The organism is Streptomyces sp. NBRC 109706 (assembly GCF_000974485.1).
In the GTDB taxonomy this organism is placed as follows: Bacteria; Actinomycetota; Actinomycetes; order Streptomycetales; family Streptomycetaceae; genus Streptomyces.
Map to the genome: position 1 here is coordinate 371571 of NZ_BBOM01000006.1, position 16150 is coordinate 387720.

The following is a 16150-nucleotide window of genomic DNA, read 5'->3' on the forward strand; positions in this document are numbered from 1 at the left end:
CCGTCGGCGACCGGTTGCGGGGCACGGCCATACCGGTTGGATATCGGCCGCACACCGCCACCCGGAGGGTTCACGCTCGCCGGGTACCGTAAGCCAGGGTCTGACTCCCCTTCCGCCCTCGGGTGCCGGGGAGCGCGGCCCGGGATCACACGGAGAGGGCTGGAAACATGGATGAGCCGCGTCGCCTCGGCGGGCGGTACGAGCTGGGCCAGGTGTTGGGCCGCGGTGGGATGGCCGAGGTGTACCTGGCTCACGACACCCGCCTGGGCCGCACCGTGGCCGTCAAGACGCTCCGTGCCGACCTCGCTCGCGACCCCACGTTCCAGGCCAGGTTCCGCCGCGAGGCCCAGTCGGCGGCGTCGCTGAACCATCCGGCCATCGTCGCCGTCTACGACACCGGCGAAGACTATGTGGACGGCATCTCCATCCCGTACATCGTCATGGAGTACGTGGAGGGGTCCACCCTCCGCGAGCTGTTGCACTCCGGGCGGAAGCTGCTGCCCGAGCGGGCGTTGGAGATGTGCATCGGCATCCTCCAGGCGCTGGAGTACTCGCACCGCAACGGCATCGTGCACCGGGACATCAAGCCGGCGAACATCATGCTCACCCGCAACGGCCAGGTGAAGGTGATGGACTTCGGCATCGCCCGCGCCATGGGCGATTCGGGCATGACGATGACCCAGACCGCGGCCGTCATCGGCACCGCGCAGTACCTCTCCCCCGAGCAGGCCAAGGGCGAGACGGTTGACGCGCGTTCCGACCTCTACTCCACGGGCTGTCTGCTCTACGAACTGCTCACCGTGCGGCCCCCGTTCATCGGCGACTCGCCGGTCGCCGTGGCCTACCAGCATGTGCGGGAGGAGCCACAGCAGCCCAGCGTCTTCGACCCGGAGATCAGCCAGGAGACGGACGCCATCGTCCTCAAGGCGCTGGTGAAGGACCCGGACTACCGCTACCAGTCCGCCGACGAGATGCGGGCCGACATCGAGGCCGCGCTGGACGGCCGGCCGGTCGGCGCCCTCGCGGCGATGGGCGCCGGGGCCTACGGCTACGACGACCGCCCCACCACCATGCTGCGCCCGACCGACCCGGCCACCACCATGCTGCCGCCGGCCAACGATCCGGACGGCTACGACGACTACAACGGCAGGGGCGACCGGCGGCAGGGGAGCCGGCACACCTCGACCATCCTGCTGGTGCTGGCCGGCATCCTGGTGCTGGTCGGCGCCGTCCTGATCGGGCGGGTGATGTTCGACAACGATCCGCCGCCCAGCACGCTGCAGCTGCCCGACATGGCGGGGGAGACGGTCGAGACGGCCGAGCAGCGGCTCGACGATCTCGGTCTTCGGGTGACCACCGGCGACAGCAAGCCCTGTGACCAGGAGGAGGGCACGGTCTGCGAGACCGATCCCGCCGCCGGCGCCGAGGTGGACGAGGGCGACACCGTCACCCTGATCGTCTCCGAGGGCCCGGAGGCCGTCGAGCTGCCCGATGTCGTCGGCCGCAGCTACGAGGAGGCCGCCGCCGAGCTGGAGGGGCTGGGGCTCACGGCGCGGCAGGAGCCGCGCGAGGACGCGGAGGCCGAGCCGGGCACCGTTCTCGAACAGAGCCCGGGCGCCGGCGAGGAGGTGGAGGCGGAGAGCGAGGTCACGCTGGTCGTCGCCACCGCTCCGGACACGGAGGCGGTGCCCGATGTGGTGGGCCTCCAGTTCGACGAGGCGTCGGCGATAATCTCGGGCGCCGGCTTCCAGGTGTCCCGGCAGACGCAGGAGGACGGCTCAAGGCCGGAGAACCAGGTGATTGCCCAGGACCCGACCGCCGCCACCCAGCACGCGCCCGGTGGTCTGGTGACGCTGACGGTCGCCGTGGCCCCGCCGCCGCCGGAGGAGGTCGAGGTGCCCAACGTCGGCGGCCAGTCCATCGCGGACGCCAAGGCCACCCTCGCGGCCGCCGGCTTCAACCAGGTCTCCATCCAGGGGCCGGACACCCCGACGGCGCTGGTGCTGGTGAGCGATCCGATCGCCGGCACGGCGGTCGCGCCCGACACCCCGATCATCCTGCACACCGTCGACCCGGGCGGCGATCCGGGCGGTCCCGGTGGCGACCCGGGCGGCCCCGGCGAGGGTGATCCGGGCGGCGGGGACAACAACACCGTCTTCGGCCTCGGCGGCTGACGGATCCGGCGGACCGCCGAGGGGCGGGGACGCGCCAGCGCTTGGTCTTCGACGGCCAAGCGGCGGGGCGGCCCCGCCCCCGCCGCTTCCGGGGGCCACCGGAGGGCGGGGCCCCGTCAGCCCAGCGCCTGCTCCTCCGGCTCCGTAGGCACCTCGGTGGCGGGGGAGGGCTCGACCAGCCAGTCGGGGTCGGTCTGGGCGCTCCACCACCGGTAGGCGGCGACGGCCCCGCCGGCGAGCAGCCCCAGCATCCCGAGACGCTTGGCCAGCCGGCCGGCCCTGGCCCTGCGCTCCCTGCGCCGCACCACCGCCTGGATCTCCCTGGGGGTGATGTCGCCGCGCAGCGCGGCCATCGCGGCCGCCGAGCGCCTGGCGGCGTGTTCCCTGGCCGGCCCGGCGGCGACCCTGGCCCGCTCCAGACGTGGCACCAGCTCCGCGTCATAACGCAGCCGCGCCTGGGTAGCGGCCAGTCGGGCCTTGGGGCCGAGATAGCTGCCGGCCTGCTGAGCGCATCGGGCGGCGCTCTCCTTGGCGCTCAGTGCGTAGGGGAGCACCACGTCCCCTGCCTGCCGGACACCGGACTTCCCGTTCTGGGGCACTGTTTTCTCCTCCTTGTGATCCTTGAGGATGCTTTCTCACTGACTTTTCCTCTTGTCCACTCGTGCGCAAATCATGCCGGGTGCTTGGCGATCCAGCACGCGAAACGGCCATCCGGGGGCATGGCGTGTCGCGCGGCCGTGGCAGGATCGGTGACCGTCATTGAACGTAGACGGAAGGTAGATCGTGGCTGAGCAGCTCTACGCCACCCTGAAGACCAATCGCGGCGACATCGAGGTGCGGCTCTTCCCGAACCACGCGCCGAAGACGGTCAAGAACTTTGTCGAGCTGGCCGAGGGCAAGCGGGAATGGACCCACCCGGCCACCGGACAGAAGTCCACCGAGAAGCTGTATGACGGCACGGTCTTCCACCGGGTGATCAGCGGCTTCATGATCCAGGGCGGGGACCCCCTGGGCAACGGCACCGGCGGTCCCGGGTACAAGTTCGGGGACGAGATCCACCCGGACCTCTCGTTCGACCGTCCCTACCTGCTGGCCATGGCCAACGCGGGTCCCGGGACCAACGGTTCGCAGTTCTTCGTCACGGTGGCCCCGACCACCTGGCTGACCGGCAAGCACACCATCTTCGGCGAGGTCACCTCCGCCGCCGGCCAGCAGGTGGTGGACGCCATCGCCACCACCGCGACCGACGGCCGCACCGACCGGCCGGTGCAGGACGTGGTGATCGAGTCGGTCACCATCGAGAGCCGCTGACGGCTTCTGCCTCTGCCGGGTGTGGGCACCGATACCTCGGCCCACACCCGGCGGATCACCCGAACCGGGAACGATTCCGGCCCCCTGTCCGTAGGATCAGGGGGCCGGTTTCGCGCCTGCCCGGGGCACCACACTTCGCGAAGGGACGCCATGGCCCAGCAACATCCGCAGCCACCGCCGGGGCTCGCCCGTTGCTATCGCCATCAGGAGCGCGAGACGGGGGTGCGCTGCACCCGCTGCGACCGCCCCATCTGCCCCGACTGCATGGTCTCCGCCTCCGTCGGCTACCAGTGCCGGCAGTGCGTCCACGGCGCCGCAGGGGCCGGCCGCGCGGCCCGTCCCAGGACGCTGGCGGGCGGCTCGGTCACCGCCGATCCGGCCCTGGTCACGAAGGTCCTGCTGGCGCTCAACGTCGCGGTCTTCATCGCGGTGCTCGCCGGCGGCGACCAGTGGGTCGTGAACCTCGGCATGCTCGGCCTCGCCACGGACGGGTTCACCGTGCAGGGGCTCCAGCTGGTGCCCAACGAGATCGGGGTGGCCGACGGCGAGGTCTACCGGCTGCTCACCGCCGCGTTCCTGCACCAGGAGATCTGGCATATCGGCTTCAACATGCTGGGGCTCTGGTTTCTGGGGCCCTCGTTGGAGAGCGCGCTGGGCCGCTCCAGGTTCATAGCCCTCTATCTGCTCTCGGCGCTCGCCGGCAGCACGCTGTCCTATGCGCTGGCCGAGCCGAACCAGCTCTCGCTGGGCGCCTCGGGCGCGATCTTCGGGCTCTTCGGCGCCACGGCCGTGCTGGCCCGGCGGCTGCGCTACGACATGCGGCCGATCCTGGTGCTGCTGGCGATCAACCTGGTGATCACCTTCACCTGGTCCAGCATCGCCTGGCAGGCCCATATAGGCGGCCTGGTGGCCGGTGCGGCGGTCGCCTTCGGCATGGTGCACGCGCCGCGCCAGCGGCGGACGGCGGTGCAGATCGCGGTCTGCGCGGCGGTGGCGCTGGTCATCGTCGCGACCTGCCTGGTCCGCACGGCTCAGCTGGTGGGCTGACCCGGCGACGCTGGTGGGCTGACCCGACGGTCGGACTTATCCACAGCGGGTGCGGGATCTGTGCACACTGTGGACGACCTGCGACCATCCCCGTCGCAACCCACGTTTCCGCAGGCGAACAGGGGTGCGAGCCGTCCGGCCCCGGTGCGCGGAGGCGATGCGGTTCGGCGAGTTATCCACAGATCCTGTGATGTTCGAACAGCCTGTGGATAACCCCGCCACCGGCATCCCCGGCCGGCCACCGGGCCGGTCGTCTCACTTCCACTGGGTGGAGACGACAAATCCCAGCGCGATGAAGCCGAACCCGACCACGATGTTCCAGTCGCCCAACGCTCCGATGGGCATATCCGCCTGCGTCACGTAGTAGACGACGATCCAGGCGAGGCCGATCACGAACAGCGCCAGCATCAGCGGCGCCACCCAGCTGCGACCTGAACTCATGTCGAGCTTGGTCGTCGACCGCTTCTCCGACGGCGCGTAGTTGTCGTCCTTCTTCTTCCGGACCCGGGACTTCGGCACGAGAGTGACTCCTGTCGATCGCGCTGCGTTGGCGCTACCTGATCGCGCTGCGGAGCGCGTAGCTAGGGGATCGTCCGTTAGCGTAGTGCTTCCACGGCTGTTTAAGGAGACCAGGGTACGGTGAGGAATTTCCGGTTCCGCCCGGCCCGGCTCGGCACGGTCGCCGTCTTCGCCCTGGCCGGGCTGCTCTTCTGGCTCAGCTTCACGGTCTCCCGTGGCAACAACATCCGTACCGATGACTCCTTGCTCCAAATGTCCGATCTCATTCGCGAGCGGGAGCGACAGAACGACACCCTGGAGACCTCGGCCGCCCGGCTGCGCGCGGATGTGGAGGCCCTCACCGAGCGCGACCACCCGGACGATCCCGACCGGGCCAGGCGGCTGGACGCGACCGAGACCGCGGCCGGCCTCAACGAACTGACCGGGCCCGGGCTCACCGTCACGCTCACCGACGCCCCGCCGGACGCCGAACCGCTGCTTCCCGGGGTGCCGGAGCCGACCCCCAACGACCTGGTGATCCACCAGCAGGACCTTCAGGCGGTGGTGAACGCCCTCTGGGCCGGCGGCGCCGACGGGCTGCGGATCATGGACCAACGGCTGATCTCCACCAGCGCGGTGCGCTGCGTCGGCAACACCCTCATCCTCCAGGGCCAGCTCTACTCCCCGCCCTACACGATCACCGCGGTCGGCGACCGGGACCGGCTGCGCGCCGCCCTCGACGAGTCGCCGGCGCTCGTCAACTACCAGCAGTACGTGGCCGCCTACGGTCTCGGCTGGGAGGTGGCGGAACACCCGTCGGTGACGCTGCCCGGCTATGACGGCAGCGTCGCCCTGCGGCACGCCCGCCCCGTGGAACCCGGGGAATGACCGCGACCGCAGCGGTCCCGTCCGTCCGCGTCGTACGCTTGGGGCACGCGGCGTCGCACGAAATGGGGACGGGAAGCCATGTACGGGTGGATCTGGCGACACCTGCCGGGTAACACGCTGGTGCGTTCGGTGCTCTCGCTGATCCTGGCGCTGGGCGTGGTCTACCTGCTGTTCCAGTATGTCTTCCCGTGGGCCGAGCCGTTGCTGCCCTTCAACAACGTGACCGTGGACGACGCCCAAGGGGGGATCAGCCGATGAGCGGCACCCGCATCCTCGTGGTGGACAACTACGACAGCTTTGTCTACAACCTCGTTCAGTACCTCTACCAACTCGGCGCCGAGTGCGAAGTGGTGCGAAACGACGCGGTCGGTACCGATCGGGTGGCCGAGGGCGGTTTCTCCGGCGTGCTGATCTCGCCGGGCCCCGGAACCCCCGAACGCGCCGGCGTCAGCATGGAGATGGTGCGGCACTGCGCGGCCACCGACGTCCCGGTCTTCGGGGTCTGCCTGGGCATGCAGGCGATGGCCGCGGTCTACGGCGGTGTGGTCGACCGGGCTCCCGAGCTGCTGCACGGCAAGACCTCGGAGGTCGGCCACGACGGCGCCGGCGTCTTCGCCGGACTGCCCTCGCCGCTGACCGTCACCCGCTACCACTCGCTGGCCGCCGAGGAGCCCACGCTGCCGGACGAACTGCTGGTCACCGCGCGCGCCGGCCAGGTGATCATGGGGCTGCGGCATCGCGAACTCCCGGTCGAGGGCGTGCAGTTCCATCCGGAGTCCGTGCTCACCCAGGGCGGCCACCGGATGCTCGCCAACTGGCTGGAGCGCTGCGGCGACGCCGGAGCGGTCGAGCGGTCCCACGGCCTGGCCCCGATCGTGGGCCGCACGGGCCAGCAGGAGCCGGCGGCGTGACCGCGTCGCGCCCGGGGGAGGGCGCGGCCTGGGATCCCGACCAGGATCCCTACCCGAACCACGCCCCCTACCCCGAGCGGGCCGCCCGCCATGGCGGCCTCGACTCCGCCGTGGACGCGCTGCACGACCCGTTGCGGGATCCGCTTCCCGGGCAGCGGGGCGCGCCGGCGGCCGGCGGGACCGAGGACTACGCCGGGCTGCCGGCCGCCGACTTCGACGGCTACGGCGACGCCTCCGGCGCCCTCGGGGGATACCAGGAGCAGCCGAGCGCCCACGATCCCGAGACGGTCGGGCTCGACGTCCGCGCCGCCCGGCGGAAACACGATCCGGAGACGGTCGGCCTGCGCCGCCCCGACGATCTGAAGCGCGCCGGGGAGCGCGCCGGAGCGCGCGCCGAGGAGCGCGAGCCCGCCGCCGAGGACGCGCCGCCCACGGGCGGCCGGGCCGCCCGCCGCCGCGCGGCGCAGCGCGCCGAGGGCCGCGAGGCCGCGCCGGCGCCCGGCGGGCGCGCGGCGCGCCGCAGGGCGGCCAAGGGCGGTGGCCGCAGGGCGAGTTCCGCCGCGGTGGCGGCGGAGCCGGCCGAGGAGCCCGAGGTCAGCGGTGGCCGGGCGGCCCGCCGCAAGGCGGCCAAGGCGGCGGCGAAGGCCGCCAGGCAGACCGGCACGGCGATCAGCAATGTCATAGGCGAGCTGTTCATCACGACGGGCGTCGTGCTCCTGCTCTTCGTGGTCTACCAGCTGTGGTGGACCAACGTCGAGGCCAGGGCGCACGCCAACGGCAAGGCCAACGAGCTCCAGGAGCGCTGGGAGGATCCGGACGGCACGGGCGGCGGCGAGGAGGAGGAGAACCGCGACCCGGGCGTCTTCTCCGCAGGCGAGGGCTTCGCGATCCTCTATCTGCCCACCCTCGACGTCCGCGTCCCGGTCGCGGAGAGCGTCGACCCGGGCAGCGTGCTCGACAACGGGATGGTGGGCCACTACACGGAGGGGGACGGCCTGCCCACCGCGATGCCCTGGGACGAGGAGGGGAACTTCGGCCTGGCCGGGCATCGCAACACCCATGGCGAGCCGTTCCGTTACATCAACAACCTGGAACCGGGCGATCCGATCGTGATCGAGACCGAGAGCGCCTACTACACCTACGAGATGCGCACCCGGTTGGACTCGACCTCGCCGTCCAACATCGAGGTGCTCGACCCCATCCCCGAACAGGGCGGATTCACCGAGCCTGGCCGCTATATCACCCTCACCACGTGCACGCCGGAATTCACCTCCACTTACCGTTTGATTGTCTGGGGAGAACTGGCTGAGGAACGGCCGCGTGCCGAGGGAAAGCCGGATGCCCTCGTCAACTGACCCATGACGGAACGACAGCGGAGGACACCGGCGGTGCCGGAGGAGAACGAGAACCCAACGCCCAAGGGCGAGCCCCAGCCGGCCCCCGACGCCGACCCCACCCCGCGCGACAGCCAGGACCTCCCGGGCGACCGCCCCGACCCCAAGGACCAGGACGAGGACCAGGACCAGGACGAGGACCAGGCTCCGGAACCCGACGAGCGCGACGAGCCCGACGAGCCCGACGAGCCCGACGAGCGCGACGAGCCCGAAAAACCCGACGAGCCCGACGAGCGCGAAGAAGCAGCCGGACCTGGGGACGAGCCGGCCGAGGACAAGCCGAAGGCCGCCGCGCCCGTGGCGGTGAGCCGGGCCAGGCGGCGACTCGCCTTCGCCATCTCCCTCTTCGGCGAGCTGCTGATCACCGCCGGCGTGGTGCTCGGCCTCTTCGTCGTCTACTCGCTGTGGTGGACCAACGTCATAGCCAACCAGGAGGCCGCGCGCGACAGCGACGCCGTCCGGGACAGCTGGGCCGCCCAGCCCGAGGACGAGGAGGCGGACGACACCACCCCGCCCGCGGAGTTCGACCCGGAGGACGGCATCGGCTTCCTGCACGCGCCGACGATGACCGGCAGCGAGATCCTGGTCAAGGAGGGCACCCACCCGGACACCCTCAACGGCGGCGTGGCCGGCTACTACAACGACCCGGTCGAGTCGGCGATGCCCTGGGACGAGGAGGGCAACTTCTCCATCGCCGCGCACCGCGACGGCCATGGCGCGAAGTTCCACAACATCCAGCGGATGGAAGAGGGCGACCCGATCGTCTTCGAGACCAAGAACACCTGGTACGTGTACCGGGTGTACGCCGTGCTGCCGGAGACGTCCAAGTACAACATCGAGGTGCTGGACCCGATCCCCGAGGAGTCGGGCGCCACCGAGGCCGGCCGTTACATCACGTTGACGACCTGTACCCCGGTGTACACCTCACGCCACCGTTACATCGTCTGGGGCGAGTTGGAGCGCACGGAACACATCAACGCCCAGCGCACACCCCCCGAGGAGCTGCGCGAGGCCGACTGAGCCGGACCGGCGGCGAAGGGGCATGTGGTGTTGGCCTCTTCGCCGCCGGACCGCCTGTCGCGGCGCCGGGCACGGTCAGGGGGTGCGTTCCGCCAGCCGCTTCTCGATCAGGGCGACGGCCTTCTCGGTGCCGCCCTCGGAGCGCATCCGCGCGCTGGCGGATTCCAGCCGCTCGGCGACTCCCGGGTCGTCCAGCAGCCCCAGCACCGCGGCCCGCAGCGCTTCGGCGGTGACGTCGGCGGTGTCGAGACGCCGTCCGACGCCCAGCTCGACCAGCCGGTCGGCGATGGTGAACTGGTCGTTGGCCTGGGGCACGGCGACCATCGGTACACCGTGGTAGATCCCCTCCTGGACGGATGCCGGGCCGCCGTGCGTGACAAAGGCGTCGGCCTCGGCCAGCAGCCGGAACTGCGGGCTCCAGGAACGGATTTCCACGTTGTCGGGCACATCGCCCGCCAGGAACTCCTCGGCCCGGCTGCCCGCCTGCAGGACGACGTTCCAGTCCGGCTGGTACCGGAAGGCGTCCAGACAGGCCCGGGCGAAGCCCTCGGGCAGCTCGACCCAGGTGCCGAGCGAGATGTACAGCAGCTTGCGCGTTCTGTCGGCGCGCTGCCAGTCGCCCTGGTGCGAACGGTCGCCGAAGCACGGTCCGACAAAGGTGTAGCGGTCCTTGTCGACCAGCTCGGCGAGGGGCTGCAGAACGCTGGAGATGAGCACGACGGACCGGTCGGGCTCGTTCATCAGCCCGATCGGATCGTAGGAGGCGCCGTTGTCCGAGAGCCACTTGTCGAAGCGGTCCAGATGCGCGGCGCCCCGCGGGTCCTGCCGGACGGCCTCGTGGCCGGCCCGCATCTGTTCCTCCTGCCCCTTGGACACGACAAAGGTCGGGGAGAGCTGCAGTGTGGGGATCCCCCAGCTGTCGGCGAGGATGCGCGCGGCGTATCCCGCGATGTCGTAGAGGAAGAGGTCGGGACGGTCGTCCTCGTAGATCTCGCGCAGCCGCTCCAACATGGCCATGCCGTCGTCGAGATAGACGTCCATCAGCTCGAAGGGGTCGCTGCCCTCCGGGTTCTCGGTGGTCTGGATCACCGAGTCGTACGAGAAGAACTCGGCGCCCGTCGTGGCGACGACCTCGGCCACCGCGGAGCCGCTGAGATAGGTGACGCGGTGGCCGCGCGCCACGAGTTCCTTGACGACGGCGAGGCTGGGGTTGATGTGGCCGTGCGCCGGGATGACGGCCATGGCGATGTGTAAACGTGCGGGCAAGGGAGGGCCTCCGGGATTCTGTTTCCGAACAGGGGCGGGCGCCGGTGCCCGCCATGGACACGGGGCACAGCCGGGGCCCGGACCTGGTGTTCCCGGTCCGGGCCCCGGCGGTGGGTCAGAGGACGACCGGCAGGTGGGCCACGCCGCGGACCAACAAGCTCGGCCGGTACTGCAGTTCGGACGGGTCGACGGCGAGGCGGAGCTTCGGGAAGCGCTTCAGCAGCGCGCCGAGCGCGATCACGCTCTCCAACCGGGCCAGCGGCGCGCCCATGCAGTAGTGGACGCCGTGGCCGAAGGTCAGATGGCCGCCCAGCGCCGAGCGGTTCACGTCGAACTCGTCCGGACGCTCGAAGTGGCTCGGGTCGTGGTTGGCCGCTCCGATGGCGGCGAGCACCGACTCCCGCGCGGGGATGGTGACTCCGCCGACCTCCACGGGCTCCGTGGTGTAGCGGAACGTGGCCAGGTGGAACGGCGCGTCGAAGCGAAGCACCTCTTCGATCACGTCGGGCAGCGTCGAGGGGTCGGCCCGCACTCGTTCCAGTTCGGCCGGCCGCTGGAGCAGGGCGATCACGGCGTTGCCGATCAGGCTGATCGTGGACTCGTGCCCGGCGCCGAGCAGCAGGAAGATCATGGACAGCAGCTCGGACTCGGAGAGCCTGCCCTCGTCCTCGGTGACCGTGAGCAGCTCGCTGATGATGTCCTCGGCGGGGTTCTCCCGCTTGTCGGCCACGATCTTGACGAGATAGTCGATCAGCGAGGTGGCCGCCGACTGGGCCTCCTCCGGGTCGGTGACATTGGTGACCGAGTCGAACCAGCCGTGGAAGGTCTCCTGGTCCTCCGGCGGGATGCCGAGCATCCCGCAGATGGTGGCGGTGGTCAGCGGAAGCGCCAACGCCTCGATGAGATCCACCTCCTGCCCCTCGGCCAGCTGGTCGAGAAGCTCGGTGACGATCCGCTCGACGCGCGGCTGCAGGGCCTTCGTCGGGCGGGCGGTGAACGCCTTGGTCACCAGCTTGCGCAGCCGGGTGTGCTCGGCGCCGTCGCTGTTGAGCATGTGCCGGGCCAACACCGTGCTCGGGTCGAGGGAGTCGGCGTCCGGCTCCGGCGGCGGGCCACCCGCGGCCAGGACGTCGGGAGCGTACCGCGGGTTCTTGTGCACGGTGGGGTCGGTCAGGACCTGCCGGACGTCGTCGTAACGGCTGACCACCCAGGTCTGGGGGCCGCCGGGGTACATCGTCATCCGGACCGGCCCCTGCTCGATCAGCTTGGCGAAGAGGGGGTACGGGTTGGCTATGAACTCCGCGTCCATGAGGGTGCTCGGCGCGGAACCTGACTCTGACATCAGGAACTCTCCTTCATCGAAAGACCGCGGTGCCGGTCACAATGGGCACACGCACCGCGAGTGCGGTAGTGGTACATAAAGGCAGCCGCGCACAGGGTCGCGCCCCAGGCGGCAAAGCTCACATAGGTGACGTAGAAGCCGAGTGGCTGCATCTCGCCCAGGCGATCGGCGGACAGCTCGTGGATCCCGGTGACGTGCGCGGTCATGGCGACATTGCCCAACACCCCGTAGGGCGTCAGCGCGGCCGCCACCACCAGGGGCGGAACGATGGCGAGCAGCCGGGGAACGACGCGGCCGCCCACCAGCGGGATCCAGCGCGGGAAGATCTCGCCCCAGGGCATGACCAGGCCGAGGGTGAGCACGGAGCCGCCCATGGTGAGCAGCACGAGAACCCACAGGGCGGCGACGGTGTCGGGGGCGCTGAGTTCGGCCGCGCCCTCCTTGGTGACGCCGAACGGCACGTTCAGCGCCCAGAGCGCGTGCGGTAGGGCGAACCCGAGGGTGGGCACGATGACGGCCGCATATCCCGCGGCCTTCTCCCAGCGGCGCCGCTGCGCGCTGCCGCCGCCGAAACGACCGCAGTGACCGCAGGCGCCGTTCAGTCGCCTGCGGTAGGAGACCGCAGCCCCGACGAAGAGCGCCCCGCCCAGCACGGCGTACAGCTTGACCAGGAAGGACGGCCATTCGATGGCATAGAAGTGCGCGGTGAACACGCTGGCCAGATCGAGGGTGAGGGTGCCGGGCGCGACGGTGAGGAGGAGCCCGGCGAAGCCCCAGAGCATGGTGCCGGGGAGACCGGGGCGCACCGTGCCCGGCCTGATCCGCACCGTCGCCAGCGCGGCCCCGGCCGCCGCCACGCACAGGGCGGCGACTCCTCCGAGAAGCGCCGCCGGCACATCGACATCGCCGAACGGCCGGCCCCAGTCGCTGCCCAACACCCAGGAGAGGATGAGCACTCCATAGACGCAGGCCCAGCCGGCGGCCGCGGGCGCCGCCCGCTCCAACCACCAGGGCGCCGAGGGAGAAGCCGAGGAAGAACGAGTCGGCTGCGGAGGGTCGGTGGCGGTGACGTCCGGGGTTAAGCGCATGTTCCGTCCTCGGTAGAAAAGGATTCTGCTGCGGGTGATCCCTCTCCCACCCTGCCAGCGGCCCTGTTCCTGGGCATCCGGCCAGGTGATGAACCGTCAGTCCCCCACGAGGGGGAGGCGATGGGGAGAAATCAACCGACGGCCTTGCGATAGGCCCGCAGGGCGAGCGGAATCACGATGGCCAGCAGGATCAGCATCGATCCGAAGGCGACGGGAACGGGGTGTTGCGCGGGAAAGGAATCACTGGGATACGCGCCGGGATTTCCCCACATCTCTCTGCAGGAACCTGCCACGGCGCTCACCGGATTCCACTCGGCTATGGTACGCAGCCAGCTCGGCAGCCCGGTGAGCGGAATGAAGGCCGACGAGAGGAAGGCCAGCGGGAACACCAGGACGAAACCAACGGAGTTGACCGCCTCGACGCTGCGGAGCGCGAGTCCGATCCAGCAGCCTATCCAGGACATCGTGAGGCCCTGGAGAAGCAGCAGGGCGAATCCGGTCAGACCGTTGAGAATTCCCTCGTTCATGCGCCAGCCGATGAGATAGCCGACGCATCCCATGACCACACAGGTGATGGCGGCCAGCGCCATGTCCGAAACCGTGCGGCCGATCAGCACCGAAACCCGGGACATGGGCAGTGACCTGAATCGGTCGACGAGGCCGTTGTTCAGGTCGGAGGTGACGCCGAGGGCCGTCGTCTGGATTCCGGAGAGCATCATCTGCACGAAGATGCCCGCCATGATGAATTCCCGGTAGTTTCCGTCCGGCACCTGCATGGCGCTGCCGAACAGATAGCCGAAGAGCAGAACGTATGCCACCGGCATGATGGTGACGCTCAGCAGTTAGGTGGGGACTCGGCGGATGTGCCGCATCTGGCGGCCGATCAGTGCGCCGGAGTCGTTCAGCACGCCGATCATACGGCTGTCCTCTCCTGGACGGGTTCGGTGGTGGTCGGATCCGTGGCCGCTTCGCTCCGGTCGGACCTGCCGGTGAGCGAGAGGAAGACGTCGTCGAGGGACGGCCTGCGCACGGAGAAGTCCTGGACCTCGACCCCCGCGGCCTCCAGGGCGGCGGCGGCCGCCGCGATGTCCCGCACCCCGTCGGTGAGCGGAATGGTGACCCGCCCCTCGTTCTCCTCCACGACGACGCGGTCCTCCGGCACGACCTTGGCCAGCGTCTCGGCGGCGAGCCCCAGCTGGGCCGGGTCCACCGTGGACACCTCAAGGCGTTCGCCGCCGACGGTGCGTTTCAACTCGGCCGGTGCTCCCTCGGCGATGACGCGTCCGGCCTCGATGACGGCGATACGGTCGGCCAACTGGTCGGCCTCTTCGAGGTACTGGGTGGTCAGCAGCACGGTGACGCCGCGCTCCACCTGTGCCCTGACCATGCCCCACAGGGCGATCCTGCTGGCCGGGTCGAGTCCGGTGGTGGGTTCGTCGAGAAAGATGACCTGCGGCTCGGAGAGCAGGCTCGCGGCGAGGTCGAGCCTGCGGCGCATGCCTCCCGAGTAGGTGTGGCTGGGCCGGTCCCCCGCCTCGGTCAGGTCGAACCGATCGAGGAGTTCGGCCGCCTTCGCCTTGGCGCCCTTGCGGCCGAGTCGGTGGAGCCGGCCGATCAGCGTCAGGTTCTCGCGCCCGGTGAGCAGTTCGTCGACGGCGGCGTACTGGCCGGTGAGCCCGATCCTGCGGCGCACCTCGGCGGGCTGCTCGGCCACGTCGAATCCGGCGACCCTGGCCCTGCCCCCGTCGGCCGCGAGCAGCGTGGTGAGCACCCGGACGGCCGTGGTCTTGCCCGCGCCGTTGGGGCCCAGCACGCCCAGAACCGTTCCGGCGGGCACCGAGAGATCGATCCCGCGCAGGGCTTCGTGTCCGCGATATCGCTTGCGCAGCCCCTCCGCTTCTATGGCAACGTCCACCAACAACCTCACTCGATCGGGGACAAATCGGGGACAAATCCAGGACAAGGGGGGTGGGAAACCGGAAGGCTTCCGGTCCCGCTCCCAGACAAACAGTTCACGCTTCAGAATTGACGTTCGGACACCCGTACTGGCAGGTACCTGCCGTTAACCGGAGCGCCCGCAGCTGCGGCAGGTACCGCGCGTTCGGTAGTGGTACGCGATGGCGGCGGCGCCGAGCGACACGCCCCAGGCGAAGAAGGTCGCGTAGGTCAGCTGGTTGCCGAAGTGCTCGATACCCTCCAGCTTTCCCTCGGTCGGCCGGACCAGGCCGAGGGCGTAACCGACCGTAGCCACCAGTCCCCACAGCCCGTACGGCGTCAACGCGGCCGCGGCCAGCAGGGGCGGGCCCATCACCAGCGCCTTCGGCAGCTTCTTGCCGCCGATGAACGGCACGGCGGCGGGGACCCGTTCGCCCCAGGGCCGTACCAGGGCGAGGGTTGCGACACCGGCGGCCGAGGCCACCCCGCCGAGCGCGGCCACCGCGACGGCGAGACCCGGCTCGCTCAGCTGGTCGGCGCTCTCCTGCGGGATGCCGAAGGGCACGCCGAGCGCCCAGAGCCAGTGCGGCACGGCGAAGCCGAGCAGGGGCAGCGCGGCCGCCGCGTACCCGATCCAGTTGACCCGCGGCCGGGGACCGTTGCGCTCGGCGCCGCGCCCGCAGCGCGCGCAGGCGCCCCGGACGCGGCGTTGGTGGTTGAGGACCGAGCGTCCGAACACCACACCGCCGGCGACCAGGAACACCCGGTGCAGGAAGTCCGCCCACTCGATGTCGTCGAGATCCAGCGTGACGACCCCGGCCAGGTCGAGGATGAGCGTGCCGGGGCCGGCGGCGAGCAGCAACGCGCACGCCCCCCAGCCGACCGCCGACCGCACCCCGGCGGGGAGCAACCGCTCCTGCGGCTGGACCGAGGCGAACGCCGAAGTCGCCGCGACGGCACTGGCGGTGGCGACGGCGAGGTCGGTGGGGACACCGCCAGGGCCGGCGCTGCGCGGGCGGTCCGCCTTCCCCACCGTGGCCCAGTGCAGTCGCAGGGCGGTGTTGCCGAGTGCCCAGGCGCAGGCCGCGTACCCGGCCCAGGAACGGGGTACCGTCCGGGACTTGACCCCCCGCTCCATCAGTTCCCGCGTGTTCTCGGGCATCTTCCGCCTCTTCTCTTCGGCACTCTTCGGCACTCTGCGGTCTCGTCGGGTCACCAGGCGTGGTTCGGGTGGATCGGGTGGATCGGGTGTGGTCAGGTCCCGGCGGCCGGTCCG

16 protein-coding genes are annotated in these 16150 nt (G+C 70.5%); 8 read left to right on the top strand and 8 right to left on the bottom strand.

Going from position 1 to position 16150, the window contains the following annotated elements; translation table 11 throughout:
- The first annotated feature begins 167 nt into the window (after positions 1-167).
- The gene (pknB, locus tag AOM46_RS12015) at positions 168-2174 is read left to right on the top strand and encodes a Stk1 family PASTA domain-containing Ser/Thr kinase (RefSeq protein ID WP_062209650.1); all 2007 of its coding nucleotides are present in this window, start codon (positions 168-170) and stop codon (positions 2172-2174) included.
- A 116-nt stretch (positions 2175-2290) separates the two neighbouring features.
- On the opposite strand, the gene AOM46_RS12020 is transcribed toward pknB, so the two are convergent.
- Complete coding sequence (locus tag AOM46_RS12020; protein ID WP_062209653.1) at positions 2291-2773, bottom strand: DUF5324 family protein; 483 nt, start codon at positions 2771-2773, stop codon at positions 2291-2293.
- 184 nt (positions 2774-2957) lie between these two features.
- Here AOM46_RS12020 and AOM46_RS12025 point away from each other — a divergent pair, with 184 nt between their 5' ends.
- Together AOM46_RS12025 and AOM46_RS12030 are read left to right on the top strand one after the other, a co-directional pair.
- Complete coding sequence (locus AOM46_RS12025) at positions 2958-3485, top strand: peptidylprolyl isomerase (protein WP_062209656.1); 528 nt, start codon at positions 2958-2960, stop codon at positions 3483-3485.
- 150 nt (positions 3486-3635) lie between these two features.
- The gene (locus AOM46_RS12030; protein WP_062209658.1) at positions 3636-4532 is read left to right on the top strand and encodes a rhomboid family intramembrane serine protease; all 897 of its coding nucleotides are present in this window, start codon (positions 3636-3638) and stop codon (positions 4530-4532) included.
- Positions 4533-4787: 255 nt separating this feature from the next.
- On the opposite strand, the gene crgA is transcribed toward AOM46_RS12030, so the two are convergent.
- A complete protein-coding gene (crgA, locus tag AOM46_RS12035; protein ID WP_062209661.1) occupies positions 4788-5051 on the bottom strand; it encodes a cell division protein CrgA in 264 nt (87 codons plus the stop codon).
- 120 nt (positions 5052-5171) lie between these two features.
- Between crgA and AOM46_RS12040 the strand changes: the two genes are divergently transcribed.
- The 5 genes from AOM46_RS12040 to AOM46_RS12060 all read left to right on the top strand — a co-directional run bounded on the left by AOM46_RS12040 (position 5172) and on the right by AOM46_RS12060 (position 9243).
- Positions 5172-5918, top strand: a complete 747-nt coding sequence (locus AOM46_RS12040; protein WP_062209664.1) for a DUF881 domain-containing protein — start codon at positions 5172-5174, stop codon at positions 5916-5918.
- A gap of 78 nt (positions 5919-5996) precedes the next feature.
- The gene (locus AOM46_RS12045; protein ID WP_062209667.1) at positions 5997-6176 is read left to right on the top strand and encodes a hypothetical protein; all 180 of its coding nucleotides are present in this window, start codon (positions 5997-5999) and stop codon (positions 6174-6176) included.
- Entirely contained in the window at positions 6173-6829 is a 657-nt protein-coding gene (locus AOM46_RS12050; RefSeq protein ID WP_062209670.1) for an aminodeoxychorismate/anthranilate synthase component II, read from the top strand. Before AOM46_RS12045 ends, AOM46_RS12050 begins: the two co-directional genes overlap by 4 nt.
- Entirely contained in the window at positions 6826-8184 is a 1359-nt protein-coding gene (locus AOM46_RS31375) for a class E sortase (protein WP_067226151.1), read from the top strand. The genes AOM46_RS12050 and AOM46_RS31375 overlap by 4 nt, the downstream gene beginning before the upstream one ends.
- Before the next feature lie 336 nt (positions 8185-8520).
- Complete coding sequence (locus tag AOM46_RS12060; RefSeq protein ID WP_062210736.1) at positions 8521-9243, top strand: class E sortase; 723 nt, start codon at positions 8521-8523, stop codon at positions 9241-9243.
- Positions 9244-9318: 75 nt separating this feature from the next.
- On the opposite strand, the gene AOM46_RS12065 is transcribed toward AOM46_RS12060, so the two are convergent.
- The 6 genes from AOM46_RS12065 to AOM46_RS12090 all read right to left on the bottom strand — a co-directional run bounded on the left by AOM46_RS12065 (position 9319) and on the right by AOM46_RS12090 (position 16036).
- Positions 9319-10485, bottom strand: a complete 1167-nt coding sequence (locus AOM46_RS12065) for a macrolide family glycosyltransferase (RefSeq protein ID WP_078856732.1) — start codon at positions 10483-10485, stop codon at positions 9319-9321.
- Positions 10486-10624: 139 nt separating this feature from the next.
- Positions 10625-11851, bottom strand: a complete 1227-nt coding sequence (locus AOM46_RS12070) for a cytochrome P450 (RefSeq protein ID WP_067226153.1) — start codon at positions 11849-11851, stop codon at positions 10625-10627.
- On the bottom strand, positions 11851-12939 hold the full coding sequence (locus tag AOM46_RS12075; RefSeq protein ID WP_158920386.1) for a hypothetical protein: 1089 nt from the start codon (positions 12937-12939) through the stop codon (positions 11851-11853). The genes AOM46_RS12070 and AOM46_RS12075 overlap by 1 nt, the downstream gene beginning before the upstream one ends.
- A gap of 131 nt (positions 12940-13070) precedes the next feature.
- Positions 13071-13763 carry an ABC transporter permease gene (locus tag AOM46_RS12080; protein WP_267887801.1) on the bottom strand — a complete coding sequence of 231 codons (693 nt, stop codon included), beginning with the start codon at positions 13761-13763 and terminating at the stop codon, positions 13071-13073.
- Between the two features lie 89 nt (positions 13764-13852).
- The gene (locus AOM46_RS12085; protein WP_062209683.1) at positions 13853-14854 is read right to left on the bottom strand and encodes an ATP-binding cassette domain-containing protein; all 1002 of its coding nucleotides are present in this window, start codon (positions 14852-14854) and stop codon (positions 13853-13855) included.
- Positions 14855-15001: 147 nt separating this feature from the next.
- Positions 15002-16036 carry a hypothetical protein gene (locus AOM46_RS12090; RefSeq protein ID WP_062209686.1) on the bottom strand — a complete coding sequence of 345 codons (1035 nt, stop codon included), beginning with the start codon at positions 16034-16036 and terminating at the stop codon, positions 15002-15004.
- Between the last annotated feature and the right edge of the window lie 114 nt (positions 16037-16150).